This window comes from Mesorhizobium sp. M0626, from assembly GCF_040320665.1.
Classification (GTDB): domain Bacteria; phylum Pseudomonadota; class Alphaproteobacteria; order Rhizobiales; family Rhizobiaceae; genus Mesorhizobium.
In genome coordinates, this window is the sequence record NZ_JAMYQD010000002.1 from 326,059 (window position 1) to 347,031 (window position 20,973).

Genomic DNA, 20,973 nt, shown 5'->3' on the forward strand with positions numbered 1-20,973 from the left:
CACCCGAACCCACCGCCCTATCCACCACGGACAGAGGGATGCCAAAACGTGACGGCTCTCTCGACGAGAGCGACCACGCCATAAAAGACCGAACCCGCCAGTGCTGCAACTGCGATTTCGGCCCAGACCATATCGATGTTCATCCGCCCGACCTCGGTCGAGATGCGAAAGCCCATGCCGACCACAGGCGTGCCGAAGAACTCGGCGACGATGGCGCCGATCAGCGCCAGCGTCGAGTTGATCTTCAGCGCGTTGAAGATGAAGGGCGCTGCCGCCGGCAGCCGGAGCTTCAAGAGTGTTGGCCAGTAGCCCGACGCATAGGTGCGCATCAGGTCGCGCTCCATATGGCCGGAGGCGGCAAGACCGGCAACCGTGTTCACCAGCATTGGGAAGAAGGTCATGATGATGACGACCGCGGCCTTGGACGGCCAGTCGAAGCCGAACCACATCACCATGATCGGCGCCACACCGATGATCGGCAGCGCCGAGACCATATTGCCGATCGGCAGCAGACCGCGGCGCAGGAACGGCACGCGGTCGGCCGCAATCGCCACCAGGAAGCCGGCGCCGCTGCCGATGACATAACCGAAGATCACCGCCTTGAAGATGGTCTGCCTGATATCGGCGCCGAGCACCGGCAGGGAACTGGCGATGCGCACACCGATGGCGCTCGGCGGCGGCAAAAGGATGAAGGGAATGCCGGCGCCACGCGTCACCGCTTCCCATATGATCAGGATCCAGGCGCCGAAGATCGCCGGGATGATGAGGCGCAGCGCCATCCGCGCCCCTTTTGCCATCGGGCGAAGCCCCGACAGCACCGCCACACAGCGCCAGGCCAGCAGCCAGGCAGCGGCGAGCAGCAGGAAATACGGCGCCAATGCCGTGCCTTCGAAACCTGTAATGCCCGAGATCAGCATCCAGGCGACGAGATGAGCGCCGATGAACAGCACCGCAGCCTCGGCCAGCGGCGAAATTCTGATCATCGAGATCAGCCCCGCCAGCACGGCCAGGCCGATCATCGGGGTCTTTATACCGAAATAGGGGTAGTCGAAGCTTGCCGTCGGGTCTGCAAGGGTGGCCGCTTCCGGCTTCGACATCGCGCCGAGCGACAGGGCTACAAGACACAGCGCAATGGCCAGCACGGCTTGCCAGGAGGGCTTCAGCCAGTTCATGCCGGCCTCCCGCCCATCGCGCGGTCAACCAGGCTCCCGGCTATGCCGACCACCATGACCAGAAGGGCCGCCACCACCGAGCCCGCCACAAGGGCGGACCAGATGTCGATGGACTGGCTGTAATAGGCGCCTGCCAAAAGCTTGGCGCCGATGCCGGCGACAGCACCGGTCGGCAGTTCGCCGACAATGGCGCCGACCAGGCTCGCCGCCACCGCCACCTTCATCGAGGTGAACAGGAACGGCACCGAGGCCGGCACCCGCAGCTTCCAGAAGGTCTGCGAGACACTGGCATTGTAGGTGTGCATCAGGTCGAGATGCATGAGTTCGGGCGAGCGCAGGCCCTTCACCATGCCAACCGTCACCGGGAAGAACGACAGGTAGGTCGAGATCATCGCCTTTGGGATCAGACCGCTGATGCCGATCGCCCCCAGCACGACGATGATCATCGGCGCCACCGCCAGAATGGGAATCGTCTGGGAGGCGATGATCCACGGCATCAGGCTGCGGTCGAGCGTCGCCACATGCACGATGCCAACCGCGATGACGATGCCGAGCGCCGTGCCGAAGGCAAAGCCGAGCAACGTCGACGACAGGGTCACCCAAGCATTGTAGACGAGGCTTCGGCTCGATGTGATGGGCCGCAGGAAGGTGTTCTCGAAGAAGTTCACCGCCACCTGATGCGGCGCCGGCAGCGTCGGCTTGGGCTGCGACAGCGTCTAGCCGATGAATTCGACGGTGTCGTGGGTTTCCCCGGCGCGCCGGTCGAGGTCGCGCTGGAAGGGCGCGTTTAGGATGACGGCGAAGACATACCAGAGCACCACCACGCCCAGGAGGACGGAGGTCACGGGGATGAATTTTTCGCGGAAGGTGTCCATCTATCGCGCCTCGCCAGCGGGGCGCCCTCCTCTCCCCAACGGGGAGAGGGTGGCCGGAGCGAAGCGGAGGTCGGGTGAGGGGGTAGAAATCTTTCCGTCGAGACAAGCCAAGATCGTATCCAGGACCGCTCGGCGCTCAGCCAAAACTTCGTGATTCCAGAAGCGCAGAACCGAATAACCTTGTCCGTTCAGCCAGGCTGTCCTGGCGGGATCGGTCAGTGATTCCGCGTGTTGGCTGCCATCAAGTTCGACAATCAGCCCCTGCTCGCGGCAGACGAAGTCCGCGATGAAAGGTCCGAGCGGCACTTGCCGCACAAATTTGTAGCCGTTGAGATGACGTCCTCTCAATTCCCCCCAAAGCCGGTATTCAGCTTCGGTCTCGTCAAACCGCAGCTTTCGGGCGCGAGCGGTTGCCCCGACATTTCTCTTGGTCGGATCCGTCGGCGCCGCCCCCTCACCCGACCTCCGCTTCGCTCCGGCCACCCTCTCCCCGTTGGGGAGAGGAGCCAGCCGGTCGTTCGCCCCCTCAATCATCATAGCTGTGCCCTGCCCTCAAGCCATCGCGTACCCTGGCCGCGATCGCCAAAAATTCCGGCGTCTCGCGGATGTCCAGTGGCCGCTCCTTTGGCAGCGTCGATTCGATGATGTCGGTAACCCGACCTGGGCGCGGCGACATGACGACGATGCGCGTCGACAGATACACCGCCTCGGGGATGGAATGGGTGACGAAGCAGATCGTCTTGTTGGTGCGCGCCCACAATTCCAGAAGCTGTTCATTGAGATGATCGCGCACGATCTCGTCCAGCGCGCCGAAGGGCTCGTCCATCAGCAACAGGTCGGCGTCGAAGGCGAGCGCGCGGGCGATCGAAGCGCGCTGCTGCATGCCGCCGGAAAGCTGCCAAGGGTATTTCTTCTCGAAGCCGGAGAGGTTGACGAGCTCCATCGTGCGCTTGATGCGCTCGGCCTGCTCCGCTCTCGAAAGGCCGATGACCTCCAGCGGCAGCGCCACGTTACGCTCGATCGTGCGCCACGGGAAAAGGGCTGCCGCCTGGAAGACGTAGCCATAAGCGCGTTTCTCGCGCGCCTGTTCCGGCGTCATGCCGTTGACCGAGATCGTGCCCGATGTCGGTTTCTCCAGATCGGCGATGACGCGCAGCAAGGTGGTCTTGCCGCAGCCCGATGGGCCGATGAAGGAGACGAACTCACCCTTGCCGATGGTCAGGTCGACATTGGAGAGCGCCTCTACCGGACCGTCATTGGTCTGAAAGGTAAGGCCAAGTTTGCTTGCCGAGACGACGGCTGGCGATCGTCCCGTCATCGCTTGCTGCCTGCTTCTCGCGGCCGCCCAGGATGAAATGCCGTTGCATTCGCGTTGATGTTGCTTTCCACTCGTCCAATCCCACCCAATCGACGCCCGGAGCCTTGCCGATGTCGCCCAAACCCACTTGTCACCTTATCCGTCCTGAAAGCACTTATGAAGGCAAGCAGGGATTGACCTATTTTGCCGGCATTGCAGCCGAGACGGTCGGCTCGTCCGGCATCTGCATGCATCTGCTCACCCTGCCGCCTGGCGCCCGCGCCAAGGCGCATCTGCATGAAAGCCATGAGACGGCGATCTATGTGCTCTCGGGCGAGGTCCACACATGGTATGGCGACAGGCTCGACAACCACATCGTCGTCAAGGCCGGCGACCTCTTCTACATCCCGGCCGGCGTACCGCATCTGCCGGCCAATCTGAGCAACGCCCCGTCCTCGGCCGTCATCGCCCGCACCGATCCCAATGAAAAGGAAAGCGTCGTCCTGTTGCCGGAACTGGATGCGCTGGTGGCCTGACGCTGACGGGACTGCCGTCATTTGCACCGCGCCACTTCGCCCATGACATTGCCGTCGTCGTCGGCGACCGTCAGCTTCTTGGCGTTCTTGGCGCTGCGCTTGATGGTGAATTTGGTCGGCTCCTGTCCTTCTTCGCCTTCCGCCTCGCATGTTGCCGTCACCACCAGCGACCCATCAGCCTGCGCCTGCTTCTCCGTGAAGGTGCAGGCGCTGGCGGCGGTGACCAATGCCTCGTCGGTCAAAAGCAGCATCCGATCGGCGGCGACTTCCTGGCCGTTGCGGTTGATGCAGCCATATTTGTCCCCATAGGGTTTCGTCAGGTCGATGCCTGCCGCAAGGGCCTGACCCGCAGCCAGAACGACTATCATCGCAACAGACGGCCCCAAACCGCGCGCGCTCATTCCCCCAGCTCCAACGTCACGAACACGGTTGCAACGGCCCCATTTCTTCAAGACCGGGAATGGTCACGAAGAACCCACCCTCGCCCTTGTTGGTGACCACAACGGTTTCAGCCGTCGTCCCCGCCTCGCCTTCGGCGGAACAGGTCGCATCAAGCGATTGCGTGCCCGGCGCCCACGTCAATTGCTGCGCGAACCGGCAGCCGCTGCCATAGGTCTCGATGCCTTCGGCGGTCAGCACGATATAATCGTCGCGGCCCTGAAAGCCGGCCTTTGCAAAGACACAACCGGCATCGTTGCCCCAGAAGCCGGCCAGCCTCTCGGCCCCTGTTGCCGGACCAGCGACCACCATCGCCACGACCAGTGAAATGAGCGCCCCCGGGCTCCGCAACGTCAAACGCCTGTCGCCGGAATGCCGGTGCGTTCCACCTTGCGCGGCGCGGTAATGTCCTTCCAGGTCGACAGAGCCCGGTTGACCGCCGCGTTCGGCTCGCGGGCGACGAATTCGCCATGGCCGGGCTTGGCCTTGACCTCCGCTTCCTCGACCGACAATTCGCCGCGCGAAAAGACGAAGCGCGGCAGGCCGGTCACCTCAAAACCTTCGAAGACGTTGTAGTCGATCACCGATTGCTGCTTCTTCGAGGTGATGGTCTTCTTGGCGCTGGGGTCCCACACCACGATGTCGGCGTCCGCGCCTTCGACGATGGCGCCCTTCCTAGGATACATGTTGAGGATCTTGGCGATGTTGGTCGAAGTCACCGCGACGAACTCGTTCATCGTCAGCCGCCCGGTGTTGACGCCCGTCGTCCACAGCACGGGCAAGCGGTCTTCAAGCCCGCCAGTGCCGTTCGGGATCTTGGTGAAATCGCCGACGCCGTTGCGCTTCTGCTTGGTGGTGAAGGCGCAGTGGTCGGTCGCCACCACCTGCAGCGATCCCGCCTGCAGGCCGGCCCACAGCGAATCCTGGTGCAGCTTGTTGCGGAAGGGCGGACTCATGACGCGGCGCGCCGCATGGTCCCAATCCTTGTCGAAATACTCGCTTTCATCCAGCGTCAGATGCTGGATCAGCGGCTCGCCGAAAACCCGAATGCCCTTCTGGCGGGCGCGGCGGATGGCTTCGTGGCTCTGCTCGCAGGACACATGCACGACATAGAGCGGCACGCCGGCCATGTCGGCGATCATGATGGCGCGGTTGGTCGCCTCGCCCTCCACTTCCGGCGGCCGCGAATAGGCGTGTCCCTCGGGGCCATTATTGCCGGCGGCGAGCAGCTTTTGCGACAGCGCCGCAACCACGTCGCCATTCTCGGCATGAACAAGCGGCAGCGCGCCGAGATCGGCGCAGCGCTGGAACGACGCGTACATCTCGTCGTCGTCCACCATCAGCGCGCCCTTGTAGGCCATGAAATGCTTGAACGAGGTAATGCCTCTGTCGACGACGGTGGCCATCTCGTCGAACACCTGCTTGCCCCACCAGGTGATCGCCATGTGGAAGGAGTAGTCGCAGGCAGCCTTCGAGGTCTTGTTGTCCCACATCTGCAACGCTTCCAGCAGCGACTGCTGCGGCGCCGGCAGGCAGAAATCGACCACCATCGTGGTGCCACCGGAAAGGGCCGCACGCGTCCCGGACTCGAAATCGTCGGCCGAATAGGTGCCCATGAACGGCATTTCGAGATGGGTGTGCGGATCGATGCCGCCCGGCATGACGTAACAGCCGCTGGCGTCGAACTCATGGTCGCCATGCAGGTTCGAGCCGATGGCGACGATCTTGCCGTGCTGCATCAGCACATCGGCCTTCCAGGTGCGGTCGGCGGTGACGATGGTGCCGTTTCGGATGACTTTGGTCATTGTCGTGTTCCCTTGTTCTCTTCGCGCTTCTTGTGAGCGCTTTGCTTGATTCATATCGGTCAGAATCGAGGAGCCTTGAACCGCAGCTACATCACTCCAACTTTCCGCAATATCTCCTCGATGCAACCATCGAAAGAATTCGCTAGGTCTCCGGTAGAAAATCGCAGCACACGATAACCCTCTCGACCAAACCATGCATCGCGTTTTTGATCCTTCTCCATTCGCTCCGGCGTGAAGTGATGCTCTCCGTCCACCTCGATGACGAGGTTCTTTTCATGAAGAACGAAGTCGACGATGTAAGGCCCGATTGGCGCCTGCTTCCTCACGTGCAGCCCATAGAGCCGGCGGAATTCCTTCAACTCGGACCAGAGCTTGCGCTCGCCGTCCGTCATGTTCCGCCGCAAAGCTCTGGCACGTTTGATGGCTGCCGGGCCGATAGAGGTTGGTGCCAAGAGTACCCCCACCCTCAATCCCTCCCCACAAGGGGGAGGGAGGCTTGGCGTTGCGCTCTCATAGTCCAATCGTCAAAGCAAGCTGCCAAAGACAATGGCGGCGGCGATGCTAGTCCGATACCCGCTCGTGGCAGGGCCGCCGCATATAAGATTCTTGCGAAGAAGACCCCCACCCTGCCCTCCCCACAAGGGGGAGGGAACGCTGGCGCGCGCCTCATATTCAGTGTTGAACCCCGGTGGTTAGCTGAGTTCAGCGCCTGCGGGAGTCCCCCTCCCCCTTGTGGGGAGGGGTTAGGGGTGGGGGTGCAGCGCCGACCTCTCACGCCACGATCCCCGCTGTCTCTACCACCGCATGGAACAGCACGTCGGCGCCGGCGCCGGCCCATTCCTTGGTGATTTCCTCAGCCTCGTTGTGTGACAACCCGTCAACGCAGGGGCACATCACCATGGCGGTCGGCGCAACGCGGTTGATCCAGCAGGCGTCGTGGCCGGCGCCGGAGACGATGTTGCGGTGGGAATAGCCGAGCCGATCGGCGGCGTCGCGGATCGCCTTGACGCAGCCGGCATCGAAGGTGACCGGATCGAAAGCGCCGACCTGCTCGACCTTGTACTGGATGTCGAGCGCCTCACAGATTGTGTCGATGCCTTCGCGTATGCGCCCATCCATCGCGTCCAGCACTTCCTTCTCGGGCGAGCGGATGTCGATAGTGAAGACGGTGCGCCCGGCGATGATGTTGCGCGAGTTCGGAAACACCTCCATGTGGCCGACCGCGCCGACGGCGTCGGGCTGGTAGTCCATGGCGATCTCGTGCACCAGTTCGATGACCCGAGCCATGCCGAGCCCGGCATTACGGCGCTTGGGCATCGGGGTCGAGCCGGTATGCGCCTCCTTGCCGGTCAGCGTTACCTGCAGCCATTTCAGGCCCTGGCCGTGGGTGACGACGCCAATGTCGATGCCTTCGTCCTCGAGGATCGGCCCCTGCTCAATATGCAGTTCGAAGAAGGCGTGGATCTTGCGATCACCGACTTTCTCGGTGCCTTTCCAGCCGATGCGCTCCAGCTCCTCGCCAAATTTCCTGCCCTGTTTATCAGTGTGCTGATACACGTCCGCCTGATCGAGCACACCGGCGAACACGCCGGACGCCATCATAGCCGGGGCAAAGCGCGAGCCTTCCTCATTGGTCCAGTTGGTAACGACGATTGGATGCCTGGTCTGGATGCCGAGATCGTTAAGCGAGCGAATAATCTCCAGCCCGCCGAGCACGCCGAGCACGCCGTCATATTTGCCGCCGGTCGGCTGCGTGTCGAGATGGCTGCCGACATAAACCGGCGGCAGGCTGGGATCAGCGCCTTCCCGGCGGGCAAACATGGTGCCCATTTCGTCGAGCCCCATTTCGAGCCCGGCCGCCTCGCACCAGCGCTTGAACAGATGCCGTCCCTCGCCGTCCTCGTCGGTCACGGTCTGGCGATTGTTGCCGCCGGCAATACCGGGGCCGATCTTCGCCATCTCCATGATGGAATCCCACAAACGGTCTGAATTGATTCGCAGATTCTCGCCTGGGGCGGCCATGCTCTAAAACCTCATCGGTTGCGGGGCGGCGGCGTCCCCCTCCCCCTCGAGGGGAGGGTGGCCGCGAAGCGGTCGGGTGGGGTCGCCCGCGACGCGCGCGACCTTCTCTTTGACCACCTGCGCGACGTGCCAAGCGCTGTTTATGACATCGGGCTCGTCAACACGGAAGACTTCAAATCCGAGCGATCGCAGATAAGCATCGCGAACGGCATCGTGCCGACTACCCCTGTCGTGTTCGTGCATGTCGCCATCGACCTCAACGATCAGCTTCATCGCCAAGCAGGCAAAATCCACGATGTACGGGCCAATCGGGCACTGACGGCGAAACTTGATGCCGGCTGATTTCAGGTCCCGCAGTTCATACCACAGCAGCGATTCTCCCTTGGTCGCGTGAATTCGAAGCGCTCGCGCCTTTTGGCGCATTTCGAAGCTCACGCGGGTACGGGGCATCAGGAGCGGCCTCGGAACAAAAGAGCAGGTCGGCGTCCGGTCGCACCGACCCCACCCGACCGCTTCGCGGCCACCCTCCCCTCGAGGGGGAGGGCTATCCGCGCCCGGTTTGTCAATCGATCGCCCTCAGCACTTCTCTGACATGGTCGATCAATTCGTTGATCTGGCCCTTGGTGATGATCAGTGGCGGCGACAGCGCGATGATGTCGCCGGTGGTGCGGATCAGCGCGCCGCGCTCGAACGCCTTTACGAAGGCCGAGAAGGCCCGCTTGGTCGGGCTGCCTGCGATCGGCGCCAGTTCGATCGCGCCGATCAGGCCGATGTTCCTGATGTCGATGACATGCGGCTCGCCCTTCAGCGAATGCAGCGCATCTTCCCAGTACGGCGCTAGTTCCTCGCCGCGGGTGAGCAGGCCCTCTTCCTTGTAGGTGTCGAGCGTGCCGAGTGCCGCGGCGCACGCAATCGGATTGCCCGAATAGGTGTAGCCGTGGAAGAACTCGATCATGTGCTCGGGGCCGGTCATGAAGGCGTCGTGGATTTCCTTCTTCACGAACACCGCGCCCATCGGGATGACGCCGTTGGAGACGCCCTTGGCGGTGGTCATGATGTCGGGCGTGACGCCGAAATAATCCGCTGCGAACGGCGCGCCGAGACGGCCGAAACCGGTGATGACCTCGTCGAAGATCAGCAAAATGCCGTGCTTGGTGCAGATCTCGCGCAGCTTCTGCAGATAGCCCTTCGGCGGCAGGATGACGCCGGTGGAGCCGGCGACCGGTTCGACGATGACGGCGGCGATGGTCGAGGCGTCATGCAGGGCAACGATGCGCTCCAGCTCGTTGGCGAGTTCGGCGCCATATTCCGGCACGCCCTTGGAGAAGGCGTTCTTTTCCGGCAGATGCGTGTGCGGCATGTGGTCGACGCCGCCGAGCAGCGTGCCGAACATCTTGCGGTTGGTGACGATGCCGCCGACCGAAATGCCGCCGAAATTGACGCCGTGATAGCCGCGTTCGCGGCCGATCAGGCGGGTGCGCGCGCCCTCGCCCTTCACACGGTGATAGGCGATCGCCATCTTCAGCGCGGTTTCCACCGATTCCGAACCGGAATTGGTGAAGAAGACATGGTCCATGCCCTTGGGCGCGAGGTCGACCAGGCGGTTGGCCAGTTCGAACACGATCGGGTGACCCATCTGGAAGGCCGGCGCATAGTCGAGTTCGGCGGCCTGATGCTGGATCGCCTCGGTGATCTTGGGACGGCAATGGCCGGCATTGACGCACCAGAGGCCCGCGGTGCCGTCGAGCACCTTGCGGCCGTCGCTGGTGGTGTAGTGCATGTCCTTGGCGGACACGAACATGCGCGGCGCCTGTTTGAACTGCCGGTTTGCCGTGAACGGCATCCAGAATGCGCTGAGATCGTTCGGCGTGACTTTCAGCCGGTTGGACATGACCAAGACTTCCCCTTGTAACCTGTTTCGGTGCGGCTAACGCTTGGTCTTTCCAAAGCTTGGTCTTTGCTGCGTTTTCATGCTACGCAAATTTTTGACCGATTGGACAAACGTTAGCACCGCCCTGTCGGCGGTCAAGGGATTACTAGCGGAAATGCGGCCTGCGAAGTGCGCTCCACGGGTAAGAGAAAAACTGGTCCAGAGAATTGGTCCAGATGACCCGCTCGGCCAAGGCTTGCAGGGGTGAGCGGCGCCATGGAAGGCTCAGCCCCTCGCCGCACCCGCATCCAGCAGGAAAAGCGCGAACTGATCCTGGAAGCAGCGCTCGAAGTCTTCTCCACCAACGGCTTTCGCGGCTCGACCATCGACCAGATCGCCGAGGCCGCGGGGATGTCGAAGCCGAACCTGCTCTATTATTTCCGCCGCAAGGAAGACATCCACGAAACGCTGATGGAGCGGCTGCTGGCGACCTGGCTGGCGCCGCTACGTGAACTCGACGACATCGGCGACCCCCTGACCGAGCTCAGGAGCTACATCCGGCGCAAGCTCGAAATGGCGCGTGATTTTCCCAGGGAGAGCCGGCTGTTCGCCAACGAGATCCTGCAAGGCGCGCCGCGCATCATGCCGCTGCTGGCGGGTGAGCTGAAAACGCTGGTCGACGAGAAGGCCAACGTCATCAAGGGCTGGATGCGCGCCGGAAAAATCGCCCGCACCGATCCCTGGCACCTGATCTTTTCGATCTGGGCGACGACGCAGCACTATGCCGATTTCGATGTCCAGGTCCGCGCGGTGCTCGGGCCCGACCGCGGCAGCGACGGCCGCTTCGAGGATGCGGCGCGGTTTCTGGAGCAGTTGTTCATTGATGGGCTGAAGCCGAAGGGCTGACCTTGGGCGTCAGGCGCTGCGGCGCTCCGCCGGCATCGCCTCAAGCAAATTCTGCAGCTTCTCGATCGAATTCTGTTCGGCCAGCGGCGTGTAGACGATCAGCTTCATGTCCGAGCCGTCGTCGATCGACAGGCTCATATGCTCGAACGTCATGGCGCCGGCGCTCGGATGTCGGACATGTTTCACCCCCGACAATCGGCGTGCCACGTCGCGTTGCGGCCACCAGTCGCGAAACTCCGGACTTGAGCGCGTCATAAGCACGATCAGCCGCTCGAAATCCGCATCGCCCACATAGCGGGCGCTTTCCGCCCGGAACGAGGCCAGCACGGTGCGCGCCAATTGCTCCCAGTCAACCAGCAGGCGCCGGTGATGCGGATTGGTGAACACCATGTGGACGATGTTGCGGGCGTCGCCCTCTAGCAGGCCATAATCACCGAACACCGCTACCGCCGCCGGATTCCAGGCCAGCACGTCCCAGCGCCGCCCGACGACATAGGCCGGCTGCAGCACCAGGCTCTCCAGCATATGCATCAGCGGGCCATCGACCTTTTCCGGCGCAGCCACGCGGTTCTCCGGTTGCTGGCGGCCTGCCAGGATGAACAGATGCCGCCTTTCAACGGCGTCGAGGCGCAGCGCTTCGCTGAGCGCCGCTAGCACCTCCACCGAGGGTCTGACCTCGCGCCCCTGCTCTAGCCATGTGTACCAGGTGGTGCCGACGCCGGCGATCATCGCCACTTCCTCGCGACGCAAGCCGGGCGTGCGTCTCCGCAGACCGGTCGCGATGCCGGTGGCGGACGGCGTCAATCTTTCGCGGCGCGAGCGCAGGAAGGCGCCAAGCTCGCGCCGGCGGCTGTCTTCAGCGGAGTGCGTGGGGGCATCCATGAGAACTATTATAGCAGTATTGATACCAGGATAAAGTTTGAACTGTTTGGGCTGGGTCAGGCGCCCCATCTTCCATCCAGAGAGATGGAGGCTCTGAATATGGATCTGAAAGACAAGACAATCCTCATCACCGGTTCGACCGACGGCGTCGGCCGTGTCGTCGCGCAAAGGCTGGGCGCCGGCGGCGCGCGCGTGCTGGTGCATGGCCGTGACGCGGCTCGCGGCAAGGCAACCGTCGCAGAAATCGAATCCGCCGGCGGCAAAGCCGAGTACCTCGCCGCCGACCTCGCCTCGCTAGCCGAGGTCCGCCGCCTTGCCGAGGCCGTACGCGCAAAAACCGACCGGCTCGACATCCTCATCAACAATGCCGGCATCGGCACGGCCGGCGCCAAGCGACAGCTCAGCGCCGACGGCTTCGAACTGCGCCTTGCCGTCAACTATCTCGCCGGTTTCCTGCTGACCTCGGAACTGCTGCCGCTGCTCAAGGCGAGTTCGCCGGCGCGCATCGTCAACGTCGCTTCGGCCGGCCAGCAGGCGATCGATTTCGGCGATGTCATGCTGACCCGTTCCTATGACGGCGTGCGCGCCTATTGCCAGAGCAAGCTGGCGCAGATCCTGTTCACCATCGACCTCGCCGGAGAGTTGAAAGGCAGCGGCGTCACCGTCAACGCGCTGCATCCGGCGAGCTACATGAACACCACCATGGTCAAGCAGACTGGCGTGACGCCATGGAGTTCGGTCGAGACCGGCGCCGACGCCATTCTCAACCTCGCGACATCGCCCGCGCTGGAGGGCCGCAGTGGCCTCTATTTCGATGGCCAAAAGGAATCCCGCGCCGACGCACAAGCCTATGACGCCAAGGCCAGACAGCAATTGCGAGCCCTGAGCCTCGACCTCGTCGGCCAAGTCTCCGCAAAATCGAAGGAACAGCATTCATGACCGGCAAGATCGAACACACGGTCGTCATCGGCGGCTCATCCGGCATCGGCCTGGCAACGGCGCGAAAACTGCTGGGCCCAGGCATGAAGGTGACCATCACCGGACGAAACCAGGACAAGCTCACCAGCGCCTGGAAGAGCCTCGGCGGCGCCGCCGAAAAAGCTGCCTTCGATGCTTCGAAGCCGGACGAAGTTCGCCAGTTCTTTGGGGAACTCGGACCGTTCAATCACCTCGTGCTGGCCGCCAGCGGCGGCAAGGGACTTGGGCCGTTCGAAACCCTCGACCTCTCAGACATCGCCGGCGGCGTCGACGAGAAAGTCCGGCCGCAGCTGTCCTGCCTGCAGTCTGCCTTGCCGACGCTCGACAGATCGGGATCGGTCACCTTCATCTCGGCGGTGTCCGCCCAATTGTCGGCGCCCGGCGTGGCTGGCATTGCCGCCGTCAACGGCATGCTGCTGACGGTGGTGCCGATCCTGGCGGTCGAACTGAAGCCTCTGCGCGTCAACGTCGTGGCGCCCGGCGTCATCGACACGCCATGGTGGGATTTTCTGGCCGAAGACCAGCGGCAGGCGGTGTTCAGCGAATATGCCGGCAAAACCCCGGTGGGCAGGATCGGCCGCGCCGAGGACGTCGCCGGCGCAATCGCCTTTCTCGTCTCCAACGGCTTCATGACCGGCCAAGTGCTGACCTGCGATGGCGGTTTGCGCTTCGCGGCGTGACCTTACAGCGACTGTGCGATCAGCGTGAGAAAGCCTCCGGCCAGGGCGACGTTGCCGACGAAGCCGTTGATGCGCGAGGCCCGGTCCGGGCCCTGATGGTCCCAGAAATTGTGGAACATCGGCGTCGCGACAATGAGAAACAGCACCAGCACAGCACTGGCGATCGCGGTCCACAGGCCGGCCATCACCAGCGCGCCGGAAACGGTCTGCAGGACGATGCCGGCCCACAACGCCAGTCTCGCCTGCGGCACGCCGCGCGCGGCCATCAGCCCGGTCAGGAACGCCTCGTTTTGAACATTGCGCAGTCCCGCGACAACGAAGGCGCCGCCAAGCAACAGGCGGCCGAGAAACAACAGGGTCGAAGGCAAATCGACAGGCATGAAATCTTCCCCGTACTTAAGCATGAAACAGGTGGAGCGCCGCCCTTTCCACGGCGCTCCATGACTAACCGCACGGTCAGGCTGCTTTGGCCGCCGGCATCGGGTGAATGGCGTGGAACGGGATGCAGAGCCGGTTCCAGGTGTTGATCATGCCGATCGCGACCGACAGCTTGACCAGTTCCTCTTCCGAGAAGTGCTCTAGCGTGCGGGCATAGAGTTCGTCCGAAACGCCATTGTTGGCGATCAGGGTCGTTGCCTCGGTCCAAGCAAGCGCCGCGCGTTCGCGCTCGGAAAACAGCGGCGACTCCTTCCAGGCCGAAACCAGATAGAGCCGTGTCTCGGTTTCGCCATCGCGCCTCGCCTCGCGGCTGTGCATCTCGACGCAGTAGGAGCAGCCATTGATCTGCGAGGCGCGGAGCTTGATCAAATGCAGCAGGCTCACTTCAAGCCCGCATTCGTCGACCGCCTTGTTGAGCGCCGACACGGCTTTCATGATCTCAGGCGCCTTGGCGAAGAATTGCAGTCTCTGTTTCATCGTCTTTCCTTTCACATCTGTTTGGCGGGGATTAAATCTGTTTGGTCGAAGCGGGTTTCTGCGGCCGCTGATGGCGCGCGACAAAGGCACAGCTGGCGGCAAATGATCGCGGATCGCCTTCGGCCTTGTAATCAGCCACGATGTCGGACAACCGGGTTTCCGCGAGGGCCGCGCGATAGGCGCGCTCGGCCTTCAGCATCGCGGCATTGATACCGCACGGCTTCACATAGGCCGAAGCATCGATCTTGACCGGGCCGCGCTGGCGGATCTCGCCGCAGCGGAAGGCCGGCTCGCGACCCTCGACCGCAAGCACGATATCGAGCAGCGTGATGCGCTCGGCCGGACGCGCCAGCCGGTAGCCGCCCGCCGGTCCCGGCACCGATTCCAGGATGCGCGCAGCAGTCAGCTGGTTCAGATGTTTCAGCAGATAGCTCGGCGACAGGCCGAAGGACTCTGCCAAAGCAGCACCCGGTATCGTGCTGTTGCCCTCCACGCTGGCCAGTGTGGCCGCGCAATGGATGGCCGCTTCTACACCCTCGCCCAGTTTCACGATGTTGCGCTCCCATTCATGGATATCTTTTATCCTAGATAGATTTTATCTGCAATAGTAAAATGAAAAACGGCGCTCGAAAGCGCCGCTTTTTTCTTCGACCCGTTCCCTACTCTGCGGCCACCTTGGCCATCGGGTTGTTCGGGTGCGTCGTCCAGTTGGCATAGATCGGCGACACCGGCTTGCCGGTGCGCTGGTCCATGACGCCGGCGGCCAGCGGCTCCATGGTGATGCAGTTCTCGACCGGGCAGACATTGACGCACAGATTGCAGCCGACGCATTCGGCCTCGATCACCTCGAAATGCCTGACGCCGTCGACCATGTTGGTGATTGCCTGGTGCGAAGTGTCCTCGCAGGCGATGTGGCAGCGGCCGCATTTGATGCAGGCGTCCTGGTCGATATGCGCCTTGGCGATGTAATTGAGGTTGAGATACTGCCAGTCGGTGACGTTGGGCGTGGCGCGGCCGACAATGTCGTTGAGCGAGGCGTGGCCTTTCTCGTCCATCCAGTTTTCGAGACCGGCGATCATCTCCTGCACGATCTTGAAGCCGTAAGTCATCGCCGCCGTGCACACCTGCACATTGCCGGCGCCGAGCGCCATGAATTCAGCCGCATCGCGCCAGGTGGTGATGCCGCCAATGCCGGAGATCGGCAGGCCGCGCGTTTCCGGATCGCGGGCGATCTCGGCCACCATGTTCATGGCGATCGGCTTCACCGCCGGGCCGCAATAGCCGCCATGCGAGCCCTTGCCGTCGATGGTCGGCTGCGGCGCGAAACTGTCGAGGTCGACGCCGGTGATCGAGTTGATGGTGTTGATCAGCGACACCGCGTCGGTTCCGCCGGAGAGTGCGGCGCGCGCCGGCTTGCGCACATCGGTGATGTTCGGCGTCAGCTTGGTGATGACAGGCATGCGGGTGTTGGCCTTGCACCAGCGCACTACCATTTCGATGTATTCAGGCACCTGCCCGACAGCCGCGCCCATGCCGCGTTCCGACATGCCGTGCGGGCAGCCGAAATTGAGCTCGATGCCGTCGGCTTCGGTCTCCTCGACCACCGGCAGGATCGCCTTCCAGCTTTCCTCGACGCATGGCACCATCAGTGAGACGACGATGGCGCGGTCGGGCCAGTCCTTCTTGACCTGTTTGATCTCGCGCAGATTGACCTGCAAATCGCGGTCGGTGATCAGCTCGATATTGTTGAGGCCGAGCAGGCGCCGGTCGGCCCCCCAAATCGCGCCATAACGCGGGCCGTTGACGTTGACCACCGGCGGACCTTCTTCGCCCAGCGTCTTCCACACGACGCCGCCCCAGCCCGCCTTGAAGGCGCGGATGACATTGTAGGCCTTGTCGGTCGGCGGCGCCGAAGCCAGCCAGAACGGATTGGGCGATTTGATGCCGACGAAATTGTTGCGAATGTCTGCCATGGGTCTTTCTCCTCTGGCCGTGGCGGGCTTACCGCCACCTTAAAGCGTTGCCTATCGGATCATTCCTCGCATCGAAGAAAAACCGATGGCGGTTCACCTTCGACCGTTACCGTGATCTGGTCCGGATCGCCCTTGCGCGCTTCCAGCCCGACCATTTTTTCATCCATGCGCACGGTCTCGTCCCCGTTGAGATAGACGCTGGCGCATGAAATCCTTGTCTCAACATGATCGCCGCTTGGCGGCCCGGATGTCCATTGGCAGATCGTGTGCTCGCTGAAGCCGACACCGGATGCCTCGACGGACATCCGCTCTTCACCCTTCGCGTCACACCATTGCGTATAGAGCCAATAGTCCGGTGAAGCCGCCGGCATTGCCGCGGTGCCGATGACGGCAGCGAGGATCGGCGCGATCATCGCAGTGCCCGGTTGATCAAGCGGGTCGGCTTTACCGAGGCCAACCAGAACGGATTGGGCGATTTGATGCCGACGAAATTGTTGCGGATGTCGGTCATAACTCTCTCCGCTAGCTACAGATCACAACAAGAGTCATCTGAACTGCTACAGGCTCACTCGAAACGTTTCGGACGACGACCTGCCACACATGGTCGCTAAACGGATAACTTGCCGATACAACCAACGCAGTAGGGTTGGCCGGCGGGATATCAAGCGCGTAACCTCCAGAGATGAGCTCCTCGTTCCCGCACCCAAGCATAGGAGAGAACGCCTCCCCTGCGCGAACGTCCGGTTGATCAAAATATCTGGTCACACGATGAGCCGCCGAGGCGTTGGCAGAAAACAGCAACAGGCTCGTGCTTAAAGCTCCAACGAACTTGACGACGTTAGGCATTCCAGCTTCCTCCAGCCAGTGCCCGGTTGATGCTCTCCGCCGCGTCGCGGCCTTGCGCGACGGCCGAGACCGTCAAATCGTCGCCGCCGAAGATGCAGTCGCCGCCGGCCCAGACATTGGCGAGCGAGGTGCGCCCTTCTGCGTCGACCTTGATGCGGCCGGCTTCGAGTTCGATCGCAGCACCGCTGCCGTTAAGTGCCGCCGGCACAAAGCTCTGGCCGATCGCCTTGAACACCTGGTCGGCGGCCAGCGTCAGCCGCTCGCCGGTGCCGACAAGCGTGTCGCCGTTCATCGCTGTGTATTCGAGCTCGATGCCCGACACTTTGCCACCTTCGACAATGACCCGCTTCGGCTGCAGCCAGTGGCGGATGGTGACGCCGTTGGCGGCTGCCAGATCCTGCTCGAACTCGGAAGCGTTCATGTGTTCCTGGCCGCGCCGGTAGCAGATCGTCACCTCCTCGGCGCCGAGCAGCTTCGACTGCACCGCGGCATCGATCGCCGTCATGCCGCCGCCGATGACGACGACGCGCCGGCCGACCGGCAGGCTCGCGAGATCGCTGGCCTGGCGTAGCCCGGCGATGAACTCGACCGCATTGACAACGCCATCGGCGTCCTCGCCATCCGCGCGCAACGCATTCACGCCGCCTAGCCCCATGCCGAGGAAGACGGCATCGTAATTCAGGATCAGGTCCGACAGCTGGTAGTCGCGGCCGAGCGCCTTGCCGTTATGGATATCGATGCCGCCGATCCCCATGACATAGTCGACCTCGGCCTGGGCGAAATTGTCGATGCTCTTGTAGGCGGCGATGCCATATTCATTGAGGCCGCCGGCCTTCGGGCGGGCTTCCAGAATGGTGACGTCATGGCCCTGGCGGGCGAGCCGGTGGGCCGCGGCAAGACCGGCCGGTCCGGCGCCCACGACGGCGACCGACTTGCCGGTCGATTCAGCGCGCGGATAAAACTGCTTGTGCTCGGCCATGGCGACATCGGTGGCGTAGCGTTGCAGGCGGCCGATCTGCACCGGCTTGCCTTCCGCCACCTCGCGCACGCAGACCTCTTCGCACAGCGTCTCGGTCGGGCAGACGCGGGCGCACATGCCACCCAATATGTTCTGGTCGAAAATCGTCTTGGCCGAACCGATCGGGTTGCCGGTCGATATCTGGCGGATGAACAGGGGAATGTCGATCGAGGTCGGGCACGCATTCATGCACGGCGCATCGTAACAGAAATAGCAGCGGTCTGATTCGACCAGCGCCTCGTGGTGATCGAGCGGCGGATGCAGGTCGGAAAAATTCTCGGCGTACTGGTCGGCGGCAAGCCGGCCGCCGGCAATGCCGTCCTTGAACTGGCCTTCTGGCATCGTCAGTTCCCCATGTTTTCGTTTTGGGAAAGGCTAGCACGTTTTATTTTTTTATCAATTGGTCAATTTTCGACCCAAGCCGCTGAAAAGACTAGCTGATAATATGATTTAGCTGCTCATGTTATGAGTGACGGTTGCGTCCTCAAAGAGGGGAGCGCGACAAGCTCCAAGTCGCGGCAAGCTGTTCCAGGCCAGCGCGAAATGATAGGGCGCTTGAGCACGATGCGCGGCTTTCATTCAACGGAGAAGACGATGACCGATGATAGGGAGACGGCTCACCGGTGGGAGCCCGTGGGAGATTTACCTCTGGCTGCCTGTCAGGTGTGGCGTCTAAAATCCGACAATAACTTTGAGCTGACCGTCGAAGGCGACTTCGGGACATCGGAACGAACTCTCAAGATCGATTTTCAAGGGGTAGTAGCCCTGGCTGCCCATGATGACATGCTGGGACTGACCAAAATCCGTGCGGACACCTCGATCCCATTGATTGGATCTGGCAGGCAAGCCTCCTACAGGTGGCCGATCCTGCGAGTGGAGAACTCGCATTGGTTGCGATCGACACTTGGCCCGACAGTAGACTGTACGCATTTTCTGCTGCTCAGTCTCGAATGCACGGTTGAGGTCATTGCTCGTGAAGCCACTCCTTCTTGGATCTGATCACCCGAGGAGCGAAACGCCTTGAAACCGCATACGCTCCGGCACAGGCCAAGATTGGTGGCTGTTCGCTACGAAGGTGCCAGCTGTAGGCTGGCATCTGAGGGGCCGCCATGAATCGACCTGATCTCGTCGGCAACCAGTTGCTGCAGCCGCCACAGATTGCGGTCGCGGATGCCGAATTCCTCGAGGTGGCTGACGGTGTTGTAGAGATATTCCGCACCCGAGCCGACATGGCCGCAGGCCCGCGCCAACACCCGCGCCACCCGATCTAGCGGCTGCCCAAGCGAGGTTCCCCTGCCCGTCACCCCGACCCAGAAGCCGAGCGCCCGTATCCGGCCCTGCTCCGTGCGCACGGGAACCCACCGGACCGAGCTGACACTCTCATGGTCGTCGATCTCGCGCCGCAACAATCTTTCGATCTGCTGCGGCTTGTCGCCGTCGGGCAGGCGGTAGATGACGCCGTCGCATCGGCCGCCGCGTTCGAGCGCCATCATCAGCCCCGGCTGCGCGACGCTGCCGCGCCAGCGCACCATGTCGAGGCAGAAGGAGCGATGCCAGCCAAACGCAGTGGCGCGCTGGCGTTCGACGGGCTCGAAAGCCGGCTTCCAGATCAGCGAGCCATAGGCGAACACCCATAACGGCCCCGCATCGGCTTCGTCGGAGAGCCGTAAGGCAAGCGTGCGAAAATCCTCATCGTTCAGCTGCGTCCAACTGCAGTCGGGTCCGGGATCGACCTCTTCGCGATGACACAGTGACACAAGCTCAGGCGTGAGCGACATAAGGCGCATGAAACGACTACCCCTCGTTTGCCCAAGGAAAGTCGAAAACCGCCGCACGTGCAAGGCGTCGGTGGGGCGAAGTGCGGAACGATGTGTCAACGCAGCCGTTGAATTTTCTCCGGTTCGCTGTCGGATTCGCGTCGCTGAAAACGTCCTTTGATGGATCGGACGACGATCTATGCATAGGTGAGGAGACCGAGAATGCCGAGATCCCCAATGCCCTTCTTCTGGTACGAGTTGATGACCAGCGACCTCGATGCGGCGCAAGCGTTCTACACCAGCGTGGTCGGCTGGCGGGCCGAGCCCTTCGACAAGGCGCCCGGCATGCCGCGCTATATCGTGGTGAACTCCGCCGAGCGTGGCGTCGGCGGGCTGATGACCCTGCCCGAGGAAGCAGCCAGGACGGGTCTGAAGCCGGCCTGGTTCGGCTATATCCACACCAGCGATACCGATGCCTCGACCGAGGCACTGAAAGCCGCCGGCGGGGCTGTTCACCGCGAACCCGACGACATTCCCGGCGTCGGCCGCTTCTCCGTCGTCGCCGACCCGCAAGGCGCCGCCTTCATGTTCCTGCAGCCCAGTGGGCCCGACCAGCCCGTCCTTCCGGCAACGACGCCGGGCCATGTCGGCTGGCACGAGCTTTATGCGGCCGACCGCCAGAAGGCCTTCGATTTCTACTCAAGCCAGTTCGGCTGGACCGATGCCGGTAGCATGGACGTCGGCGAGATGGGCATCTATCAGACCTTCTCGGCCGGCCCTGAATCCGGCGGCGGCATCATGAACAAGCCGCAACAGCTGCCGGTACCGGTCTGGCTGTTCTACTTCAATGTCGATGCCATCGACGCAGCCGCCAAACGCGTCACCGACAATGGCGGCAAGATCGTCATGGGTCCGATGCCGGTGCCGACCGGCCAATGGATTGCCCAGTTCACCGATCCGCAAGGCGCCTATTTCGCGCTGATCGCGCCGGGCCGCTGATCCC

General features: G+C 62.7%; 25 protein-coding genes and 1 pseudogene. 6 read left to right on the forward strand and 20 right to left on the reverse strand.

The genetic code is table 11. The annotated features are described in order from the left end of the window. Positions 1-17: 17 nt before the first annotated feature. The 4 genes and pseudogenes from NKI37_RS03640 to NKI37_RS03655 all read right to left on the reverse strand — a co-directional run bounded on the left by NKI37_RS03640 (position 18) and on the right by NKI37_RS03655 (position 3,365). Positions 18-1,172: an ABC transporter permease gene (locus tag NKI37_RS03640; protein WP_352790673.1), complete on the reverse strand. Its 1,155-nt coding sequence runs from the start codon at positions 1,170-1,172 to the stop codon at positions 18-20. Continuing rightward, positions 1,169-2,047, reverse strand: a pseudogene (locus NKI37_RS03645) (ABC transporter permease). Before NKI37_RS03645 ends, NKI37_RS03640 begins: the two are co-directional and overlap by 4 nt. Further along, complete coding sequence (locus tag NKI37_RS03650; protein WP_023815590.1) at positions 2,048-2,584, reverse strand: endonuclease domain-containing protein; 537 nt, start codon at positions 2,582-2,584, stop codon at positions 2,048-2,050. Then, complete coding sequence (locus tag NKI37_RS03655) at positions 2,574-3,365, reverse strand: ABC transporter ATP-binding protein (RefSeq protein ID WP_023733095.1); 792 nt, start codon at positions 3,363-3,365, stop codon at positions 2,574-2,576. The genes NKI37_RS03650 and NKI37_RS03655 overlap by 11 nt, the downstream gene beginning before the upstream one ends. 110 nt (positions 3,366-3,475) lie before the next feature. Between NKI37_RS03655 and NKI37_RS03660 the strand changes: the two genes are divergently transcribed. Continuing rightward, positions 3,476-3,880: a cupin domain-containing protein gene (locus NKI37_RS03660; RefSeq protein ID WP_502896397.1), complete on the forward strand. Its 405-nt coding sequence runs from the start codon at positions 3,476-3,478 to the stop codon at positions 3,878-3,880. 17 nt (positions 3,881-3,897) lie between these two features. Here the strand turns inward: NKI37_RS03660 and NKI37_RS03665 are convergent, their stop codons facing one another. The 7 genes from NKI37_RS03665 to aptA all read right to left on the reverse strand — a co-directional run bounded on the left by NKI37_RS03665 (position 3,898) and on the right by aptA (position 10,036). Next, a complete protein-coding gene (locus tag NKI37_RS03665; RefSeq protein ID WP_027050643.1) occupies positions 3,898-4,281 on the reverse strand; it encodes a hypothetical protein in 384 nt (127 codons plus the stop codon). A gap of 16 nt (positions 4,282-4,297) precedes the next feature. Next, positions 4,298-4,675, reverse strand: a complete 378-nt coding sequence (locus NKI37_RS03670; RefSeq protein WP_352790680.1) for a hypothetical protein — start codon at positions 4,673-4,675, stop codon at positions 4,298-4,300. Next, entirely contained in the window at positions 4,672-6,123 is a 1,452-nt protein-coding gene (gene hydA / locus NKI37_RS03675; RefSeq protein WP_023699634.1) for a dihydropyrimidinase, read from the reverse strand. Before hydA ends, NKI37_RS03670 begins: the two co-directional genes overlap by 4 nt. Before the next feature lie 86 nt (positions 6,124-6,209). Next, positions 6,210-6,587 carry an endonuclease domain-containing protein gene (locus NKI37_RS03680; RefSeq protein ID WP_352790682.1) on the reverse strand — a complete coding sequence of 126 codons (378 nt, stop codon included), beginning with the start codon at positions 6,585-6,587 and terminating at the stop codon, positions 6,210-6,212. Between the two features lie 307 nt (positions 6,588-6,894). Next, positions 6,895-8,145 carry a Zn-dependent hydrolase gene (locus NKI37_RS03685; RefSeq protein WP_023690832.1) on the reverse strand — a complete coding sequence of 417 codons (1,251 nt, stop codon included), beginning with the start codon at positions 8,143-8,145 and terminating at the stop codon, positions 6,895-6,897. Between the two features lie 3 nt (positions 8,146-8,148). Continuing rightward, the gene (locus tag NKI37_RS03690) at positions 8,149-8,595 is read right to left on the reverse strand and encodes an endonuclease domain-containing protein (protein WP_352794372.1); all 447 of its coding nucleotides are present in this window, start codon (positions 8,593-8,595) and stop codon (positions 8,149-8,151) included. A gap of 112 nt (positions 8,596-8,707) precedes the next feature. After that, positions 8,708-10,036, reverse strand: a complete 1,329-nt coding sequence (aptA, locus tag NKI37_RS03695; protein WP_023687994.1) for an omega-aminotransferase AptA — start codon at positions 10,034-10,036, stop codon at positions 8,708-8,710. A gap of 255 nt (positions 10,037-10,291) precedes the next feature. Here aptA and NKI37_RS03700 point away from each other — a divergent pair, with 255 nt between their 5' ends. After that, positions 10,292-10,921, forward strand: coding sequence for a TetR family transcriptional regulator C-terminal domain-containing protein (locus tag NKI37_RS03700; RefSeq protein ID WP_023705585.1), 630 nt, complete (start codon positions 10,292-10,294; stop codon positions 10,919-10,921). 9 nt (positions 10,922-10,930) lie between these two features. Here the strand turns inward: NKI37_RS03700 and NKI37_RS03705 are convergent, their stop codons facing one another. After that, a complete protein-coding gene (locus NKI37_RS03705; RefSeq protein ID WP_023697054.1) occupies positions 10,931-11,803 on the reverse strand; it encodes a helix-turn-helix transcriptional regulator in 873 nt (290 codons plus the stop codon). Between the two features lie 99 nt (positions 11,804-11,902). On the opposite strand from NKI37_RS03705, the gene NKI37_RS03710 reads away from it, so the two are divergent. Together NKI37_RS03710 and NKI37_RS03715 are read left to right on the forward strand one after the other, a co-directional pair. After that, positions 11,903-12,742: an SDR family oxidoreductase gene (locus NKI37_RS03710; protein ID WP_023733100.1), complete on the forward strand. Its 840-nt coding sequence runs from the start codon at positions 11,903-11,905 to the stop codon at positions 12,740-12,742. Next, entirely contained in the window at positions 12,739-13,461 is a 723-nt protein-coding gene (locus tag NKI37_RS03715) for an SDR family oxidoreductase (protein WP_352790686.1), read from the forward strand. The genes NKI37_RS03710 and NKI37_RS03715 overlap by 4 nt, the downstream gene beginning before the upstream one ends. A 2-nt stretch (positions 13,462-13,463) precedes the next feature. On the opposite strand, the gene NKI37_RS03720 is transcribed toward NKI37_RS03715, so the two are convergent. The 7 genes from NKI37_RS03720 to NKI37_RS03745 form a co-directional block, all read right to left on the reverse strand. Next, entirely contained in the window at positions 13,464-13,841 is a 378-nt protein-coding gene (locus NKI37_RS03720; protein ID WP_023733101.1) for a DoxX family protein, read from the reverse strand. A 76-nt stretch (positions 13,842-13,917) separates the two neighbouring features. Then, positions 13,918-14,376, reverse strand: coding sequence for a carboxymuconolactone decarboxylase family protein (locus tag NKI37_RS03725; protein ID WP_023668206.1), 459 nt, complete (start codon positions 14,374-14,376; stop codon positions 13,918-13,920). A 31-nt stretch (positions 14,377-14,407) separates the two neighbouring features. Beyond that, positions 14,408-14,926: an RrF2 family transcriptional regulator gene (locus tag NKI37_RS03730; protein WP_023668205.1), complete on the reverse strand. Its 519-nt coding sequence runs from the start codon at positions 14,924-14,926 to the stop codon at positions 14,408-14,410. A gap of 109 nt (positions 14,927-15,035) precedes the next feature. Beyond that, the gene (preA, locus tag NKI37_RS03735; protein ID WP_023729383.1) at positions 15,036-16,349 is read right to left on the reverse strand and encodes an NAD-dependent dihydropyrimidine dehydrogenase subunit PreA; all 1,314 of its coding nucleotides are present in this window, start codon (positions 16,347-16,349) and stop codon (positions 15,036-15,038) included. A gap of 59 nt (positions 16,350-16,408) precedes the next feature. Further along, positions 16,409-16,762, reverse strand: a complete 354-nt coding sequence (locus NKI37_RS03740) for a hypothetical protein (protein WP_023668203.1) — start codon at positions 16,760-16,762, stop codon at positions 16,409-16,411. Positions 16,763-16,871: 109 nt separating this feature from the next. Next, entirely contained in the window at positions 16,872-17,195 is a 324-nt protein-coding gene (locus NKI37_RS31920; protein ID WP_023729384.1) for a hypothetical protein, read from the reverse strand. After that, complete coding sequence (locus NKI37_RS03745; protein ID WP_352790688.1) at positions 17,188-18,555, reverse strand: NAD(P)-dependent oxidoreductase; 1,368 nt, start codon at positions 18,553-18,555, stop codon at positions 17,188-17,190. Before NKI37_RS03745 ends, NKI37_RS31920 begins: the two co-directional genes overlap by 8 nt. A gap of 252 nt (positions 18,556-18,807) precedes the next feature. On the opposite strand from NKI37_RS03745, the gene NKI37_RS03750 reads away from it, so the two are divergent. Further along, positions 18,808-19,212 (forward strand): hypothetical protein, encoded by a 405-nt coding sequence (locus NKI37_RS03750; RefSeq protein WP_155923166.1) that lies wholly within the window; start codon positions 18,808-18,810, stop codon positions 19,210-19,212. A 68-nt stretch (positions 19,213-19,280) separates the two neighbouring features. Here NKI37_RS03750 and NKI37_RS03755 read toward each other — a convergent pair whose 3' ends face one another. Continuing rightward, a complete protein-coding gene (locus tag NKI37_RS03755; RefSeq protein ID WP_023668199.1) occupies positions 19,281-20,000 on the reverse strand; it encodes a gamma-glutamylcyclotransferase in 720 nt (239 codons plus the stop codon). A gap of 192 nt (positions 20,001-20,192) precedes the next feature. On the opposite strand from NKI37_RS03755, the gene NKI37_RS03760 reads away from it, so the two are divergent. Beyond that, a complete protein-coding gene (locus NKI37_RS03760; protein WP_023823190.1) occupies positions 20,193-20,969 on the forward strand; it encodes a VOC family protein in 777 nt (258 codons plus the stop codon). Positions 20,970-20,973: the final 4 nt, after the last annotated feature.

Coding starts and splice junctions, on each gene's coding strand:
- NKI37_RS03700 (WP_023705585.1), top strand. CDS start 10,292: ATGGAAGGCTCAGCCCCTCGCCGCACCCGCATCCAGCAGGAAAAGCGC.
- preA (WP_023729383.1), bottom strand. CDS start 16,349: ATGGCAGACATTCGCAACAATTTCGTCGGCATCAAATCGCCCAATCCG.
- NKI37_RS03740 (WP_023668203.1), bottom strand. CDS start 16,762: ATGATCGCGCCGATCCTCGCTGCCGTCATCGGCACCGCGGCAATGCCG.
- aptA (WP_023687994.1), bottom strand. CDS start 10,036: ATGTCCAACCGGCTGAAAGTCACGCCGAACGATCTCAGCGCATTCTGG.
- NKI37_RS03655 (WP_023733095.1), bottom strand. CDS start 3,365: ATGACGGGACGATCGCCAGCCGTCGTCTCGGCAAGCAAACTTGGCCTT.
- NKI37_RS03685 (WP_023690832.1), bottom strand. CDS start 8,145: ATGGCCGCCCCAGGCGAGAATCTGCGAATCAATTCAGACCGTTTGTGG.
- hydA (WP_023699634.1), bottom strand. CDS start 6,123: ATGACCAAAGTCATCCGAAACGGCACCATCGTCACCGCCGACCGCACC.
- NKI37_RS03755 (WP_023668199.1), bottom strand. CDS start 20,000: ATGCGCCTTATGTCGCTCACGCCTGAGCTTGTGTCACTGTGTCATCGC.
- NKI37_RS03660 (WP_502896397.1), top strand. CDS start 3,476: ATGTCGCCCAAACCCACTTGTCACCTTATCCGTCCTGAAAGCACTTAT.
- NKI37_RS03705 (WP_023697054.1), bottom strand. CDS start 11,803: ATGGATGCCCCCACGCACTCCGCTGAAGACAGCCGCCGGCGCGAGCTT.
- NKI37_RS03690 (WP_352794372.1), bottom strand. CDS start 8,595: ATGCCCCGTACCCGCGTGAGCTTCGAAATGCGCCAAAAGGCGCGAGCG.
- NKI37_RS03640 (WP_352790673.1), bottom strand. CDS start 1,172: ATGAACTGGCTGAAGCCCTCCTGGCAAGCCGTGCTGGCCATTGCGCTG.
- NKI37_RS03650 (WP_023815590.1), bottom strand. CDS start 2,584: ATGATGATTGAGGGGGCGAACGACCGGCTGGCTCCTCTCCCCAACGGG.
- NKI37_RS03720 (WP_023733101.1), bottom strand. CDS start 13,841: ATGCCTGTCGATTTGCCTTCGACCCTGTTGTTTCTCGGCCGCCTGTTG.
- NKI37_RS03745 (WP_352790688.1), bottom strand. CDS start 18,555: ATGCCAGAAGGCCAGTTCAAGGACGGCATTGCCGGCGGCCGGCTTGCC.
- NKI37_RS03760 (WP_023823190.1), top strand. CDS start 20,193: ATGCCGAGATCCCCAATGCCCTTCTTCTGGTACGAGTTGATGACCAGC.
- NKI37_RS03665 (WP_027050643.1), bottom strand. CDS start 4,281: ATGAGCGCGCGCGGTTTGGGGCCGTCTGTTGCGATGATAGTCGTTCTG.
- NKI37_RS03710 (WP_023733100.1), top strand. CDS start 11,903: ATGGATCTGAAAGACAAGACAATCCTCATCACCGGTTCGACCGACGGC.
- NKI37_RS03715 (WP_352790686.1), top strand. CDS start 12,739: ATGACCGGCAAGATCGAACACACGGTCGTCATCGGCGGCTCATCCGGC.
- NKI37_RS03725 (WP_023668206.1), bottom strand. CDS start 14,376: ATGAAACAGAGACTGCAATTCTTCGCCAAGGCGCCTGAGATCATGAAA.
- NKI37_RS03750 (WP_155923166.1), top strand. CDS start 18,808: ATGACCGATGATAGGGAGACGGCTCACCGGTGGGAGCCCGTGGGAGAT.
- NKI37_RS31920 (WP_023729384.1), bottom strand. CDS start 17,195: ATGCCTAACGTCGTCAAGTTCGTTGGAGCTTTAAGCACGAGCCTGTTG.